The organism is Streptomyces sp. NPDC016469 (assembly GCF_040632905.1).
In the GTDB taxonomy this organism is placed as follows: Bacteria; Actinomycetota; Actinomycetes; order Streptomycetales; family Streptomycetaceae; genus Streptomyces.
The window spans coordinates 1-4,448 of sequence record NZ_JBEYCQ010000076.1 but is presented as its reverse complement, the minus strand read 5'-3'; the positions used below and the strand labels follow the sequence as shown (position 1 = coordinate 4,448).

Genomic DNA, 4,448 nt, shown 5'->3' with positions numbered 1-4,448 from the left:
CATCACACGCCTCCACAACCTCACCCTCGCCGGCTGACCAGGAAACAACGCTGGCCAACCAGCACGCCATAGATCATTTACGGGACAACGTCTAGTGCAGGCCGAAGTTGGCCAGTTCCGTTGATATGCCTTCCGAAACCGCTATTGACATATGCACCTCTCGCGAGGGGGTGGCATAGCGTCAGGTCAGCAGGATTTTCTGCTCCGTTGGGAACTGATCGCCCGTTACCTTCGTTCCCCCTCTACAGCGCAGGCGCTGTACGAGTGAATTGGATCTTTGGACTCCGGGAAGGGGCCCCGATGCATGACCCTTAGCGTGATCATCCGCCAGTGGTGCAGCTACGCATCCGTACTTCGGTGACGTGATCTTCGACCCTAGGAGAACCGCGATGCATGACCCTTAGCGTGATCACCCGTAAGCGGCACGGTCATGCCACGTCGTAGCCGACGTGGTGATGCGTGATTACCAGAACCGCGGAGGGCGGGGCGAAGGAAGTCCCCCCGGCAATCACGCCCAGTTTGCATAAACCGGCGCAAAAATCACAATGCGCCTCTCGTGAGGAGAAATCCCATGTCATTCACACACTCAACTCTGAGGAGAAGAAGATGCAGAAGCCCAATCCGGACGTAGATCGACTCGTTCGAATCGCCAAAATCGCTCTGAACGTGCTCGTTGTACTGTTGGTGTCCGCCCTTCTAGCGCTGGTGGTTGGACTCGTAGCGCAGGCGAGTGGGACTCCAACTCCGGCGGCCCTAGGGGTCGCGGGGGACTCTTTTGTGAAGATCGCAGGTGTACTTCTCGGGGCGGTGGGTTTGATCTATGCCGTCGCACCACCTAAAAAATAGTTGCACCTGTACCGCTAGATATTTTCTAAACAGCGCCTGAGCTTAACCTGATTGAATGGATGGCCCCGGAGTGGACGCACTCCGGGGCCATCTCCATGTGGGGGCCGCTGGTGCCGTGACGGCGGCCAAGGGCGCGAACAGCGGCCGGCCTCTTGGCCCACTGGATATCCTCTGGCGCCGTACGCCGGAAGTAGCGTCGGGCGATCCTCACGCCCAGTCGAGCCCGAGGTTGGCGAGGGCGGTGAGTTGGTCTTCGGTCAGTCGGTCGCGCCTGTTCTTGTGGTTGCTCAGAAACACACCCAGGCGCACAGACGTCCCGTCGGGCAGTTCCTCGACGTGCTGCCGTCCAACCGTGGTCTTTCCCTCCCGCGCGATGTATTGCCGCAGGGCTTCCACACCCCGCTGGAAGGCTTGGGAACCCTTCCCGGCCCCAGCCTTCAACTCGCCTCGCGCTGCGCCCTTACGCCCCTGCGCAGCGGCCCGGGGCCGGACTCCGAGCTCCTCGAGCCGTCGTCGCTGCTCGGCGTTGAGCTGCGTCCAGTCCCGTGTCTGCCGGAGGACCCAGCGTCCGATGTCGTCGCCGCGGTAGGTCACCCCCGGCTGGACGTCCTCCAGCGTGTTCCCGGCGTTCAGGAGCGCGGTCAGGCCGGTGTAGCAGCGCTGCCAGTCCACGGTCCATCCGAGGAGCCGCGGGTTCCAGTCCGGGTCGATCGTGGCGAGCTGCTTCGCGCGCCGGCGGGCGCGGTCGGTGTCCTTGCCGAGTCCGCCGGGCCGGCGGAGGTTGGTGAGCCATGCCCGACGGGCCGGTCGAGGGCGGTGGCGTGCCGGGGCGCGGCCAGAGTCCCGGCCTCGGCGAAGTACGCACGCGCGGCGGCGAGGTTTTCCTCGAAGGCGGCGTCGGCGGTGTCCCATACGATCCCGAGCTCTTCGAGCTCGTCGGCGCGTTCGCCGCTCATGGTCCCGGCCCGGTAGGCGCGGCGCTGGTCGGACAGCCACCTTCCCAGCGGATACGCCCCCTCGGTGTGCTCGTAGGGCACCTCCAGCGAGCCTTCGCGCTCGAAGAACCGGCGGGCGGCGTCGTAGCCGCGCTGCCAGTCCTGGCGTTCGGTGCTGATGACGTTGAACCGCACCCACTTCGCGATCATCACCGGATCCCTGGGGGCAGCGAACCGCAGCAGCGGCGACGTCGTGGAGTTCCAGGCTGATCGCCCCGTCAGGACGCTCCTCTTGACCGCTTAGTAGTTCGAGCAAGGCGAACTGCGGTGCGTCTGCGGGACGAATGCCTCCAGCGGCGCCTTGCCGGACTCGACCAAGATCTCGGGCTTCCGGCCGGCTACGTAGTAGCGCACCACCCCGTAGGAGACGTCCGCCCCGTGCTCCTCGATCAGCCGGTGAAAGATCCGGGTGACCGTGTGCCGCTGCTTGCGCGGTGCGTCCAGATCCGCCCGCAGGATCTGGTCGATCACCGGCTTGTACGGGTCCAGGGTGGTGACTCGTGGAGGCAGCTTCTTACGAGGCTCCGGCCAGGAGGAGTCCAGCGCCTTCCGTACCGTCCGCCAGGTAACGCCGTGCTTGCGCTCAAGTTCCCGCATCGACATGCCGCCGCGATGGTCACGCCGGATCGCCGCGTACAGCTCGACCTTCGACATTTGCGGCATGACCAGGACCTTTCACCAGGAACATCCCGATGCTGCCCTGGCAAGAACCCCAGTGCCTCCCGAACTCATCAACATCACCCGACCGTGGTTCTGGGCGCCTCCCAAACCCGTCGACAAGTGACGTCGCTACTGCTCGATAAAGCCGCGAGCCCGATGCCTCATTCAAGACCTGCAAGCCTCGTGAAAGGCCAGGTTAAAACGTTGAATGAGGACCTTCTGATGCCCAACGCTGGAGGCCCTTGCGCTGCTTGCATATCCCTCCGTCACTGTCCTTTCGGCACCCGCCCCGTGCTCCGGTTCGCCCGGTACGGGGCGCCGCTGTCTCAGCACCCCGGCAGAACCCAAGGGGTGACCAATCGCTCGCACATTCATCCGCACCAGGGGGTACTTATGACCACGCACACGATCTCGGCATCGATTCCGGCAGGACTGTCCGGTGCAGCTGTAGCGAGCGCTCTACAGGGCGCCACGGGCCTCGGCCTCATCCTCGTCCTGGCCGCGTTCGTGGTGCCCCACGTACTGGACATCATCCTGAACTACCGAGTGCGAGCCGCCACCGTGCGGATGCAAGCCGATGCCGTAGCCAAGACCAGGGCAACCGATCTGCCGGCTCTCTTCCGGGCCTTCACGCCCGTGGAAGTGAAGACGGATTCGCCAGACTCGCCAGACGGGGCCAGTCCATGACGGTGCATCAGACCCGCCCGATGTCAGTACCAGGTGGCAGGCTCTGCCTCCATGAACAAGCAGCAGTTCTGGCAGCTCATTGAGGCAGCCCGCAATCAGGCGTCCAACCCGAACGACGGCGAAGCGGTCGCTCGCGAGGCGACCTCGCTGCTCGCCTCACGGACGGTCGAGGAAATCGTCGCAGCTGAGCAGGATCTGTGGGACCTGATGGTTGACTCCTACACCAATCCTCTGTGGGCTGCTGCTTACATCGCCAACGGAGGGTGCTCTGACGACGGCTTCGACTACTTCCGTGGCTGGCTGATCGCTCAGGGCCGTGAAGTCTTCGAACGCGTAGTCGCTGATCCCGATGCCCTGGCAGAACTGCCCATCGTTCGAGCCTCCGCAGCCGACGGTGCCGACCTGGAGGGTGAGGACATGCTGGGCATCGCCTGGAACGCGCACATCTCGGCGACCGGCGATCAACTCCCCGCGAGCCCACCCGACCATCCGCTACCGGGAGCTGGACCCCACCTGGAACTTCGATTTCGATGACCACGACGAAATGACGCGCCGACTGCCCCGCTTGGCAGCTCTCTATCTGGAGTAAGCGGAAGCTCGCAGTCACAAGACGAGGTCAAACAGCGGAGGGCGAGACTCCCGAACGTCACTGTCCGTCACCCCATCAGGCCATGAACCCGTCTCGGCTGACGAATACGCGACACCTCAACATGCGGGCCTACCAGTCCCGACGCAGGGCCCCTGGAGCCGGGTCACCCGGGATCTACGCCAGTGCCGGAGCAAATCGGGCATTCCCCGATGTCGTAGCAGTACGAGAAGCCACCTCCGCAGCACCTCGGGTCCTCTCCGCTTCCTTCGCACTCTGAACAGTCCTTGCGGTCCTTACCGTCCTTCACCTGACTCCTCCTACGCGGCGAGGCTTCTGTAAGCCTAGATACGAAGGGTTCGCCTCTGCTCGCCCTCCACGGAACCCTCGCTACTGGTAACCACTGTTCCGTTGGTCCCCACAGCCGCTCACCAGCCCCGAAGTTCCAGAACCCCGCACGGAAACCAAGGCCCTAACGACACCCTGAGTTACTTGTCACTTCGTGGCAGCCTCGGGAGAACAGGGCCTGCTCACCGGGTGTCCTGTCGCATTGAAGCTGTCGGATTCTCACTCGTTCTGGGCAGGGGGAGGACGGGCTCGAGTACAGCCTCCTGCCGAGGGCTGCTTGAACCGAGAAGAGCTTTGCGCTGATCGCCCGGATGGGTGCGAGGTCG

At 63.9% G+C, this 4,448-nt stretch carries 4 protein-coding genes and 1 pseudogene; 2 read left to right on the top strand and 3 right to left on the bottom strand.

Translation table 11 applies throughout. From position 1 onward, the window contains the following. Positions 1 to 1,053: 1,053 nt before the first annotated feature. The 3 genes from ABZ565_RS35205 to ABZ565_RS35195 form a co-directional block, all read right to left on the bottom strand. Positions 1,054 to 1,518 (bottom strand): helicase associated domain-containing protein, encoded by a 465-nt coding sequence (locus tag ABZ565_RS35205; RefSeq protein ID WP_361036371.1) that lies wholly within the window; start codon positions 1,516 to 1,518, stop codon positions 1,054 to 1,056. Further along, complete coding sequence (locus ABZ565_RS35200) at positions 1,488 to 1,991, bottom strand: helicase associated domain-containing protein (RefSeq protein WP_361036368.1); 504 nt, start codon at positions 1,989 to 1,991, stop codon at positions 1,488 to 1,490. Before ABZ565_RS35200 ends, ABZ565_RS35205 begins: the two co-directional genes overlap by 31 nt. Positions 1,992 to 2,081: 90 nt before the next feature. Continuing rightward, the gene (locus ABZ565_RS35195; protein WP_361036365.1) at positions 2,082 to 2,504 is read right to left on the bottom strand and encodes a hypothetical protein; all 423 of its coding nucleotides are present in this window, start codon (positions 2,502 to 2,504) and stop codon (positions 2,082 to 2,084) included. Positions 2,505 to 2,894: 390 nt separating this feature from the next. Between ABZ565_RS35195 and ABZ565_RS35190 the strand changes: the two genes are divergently transcribed. Next, a complete protein-coding gene (locus tag ABZ565_RS35190; RefSeq protein ID WP_361036362.1) occupies positions 2,895 to 3,188 on the top strand; it encodes a hypothetical protein in 294 nt (97 codons plus the stop codon). 51 nt (positions 3,189 to 3,239) lie between these two features. Beyond that, positions 3,240 to 3,777, top strand: a pseudogene (locus tag ABZ565_RS35185) (DUF4240 domain-containing protein). Positions 3,778 to 4,448: the final 671 nt, after the last annotated feature.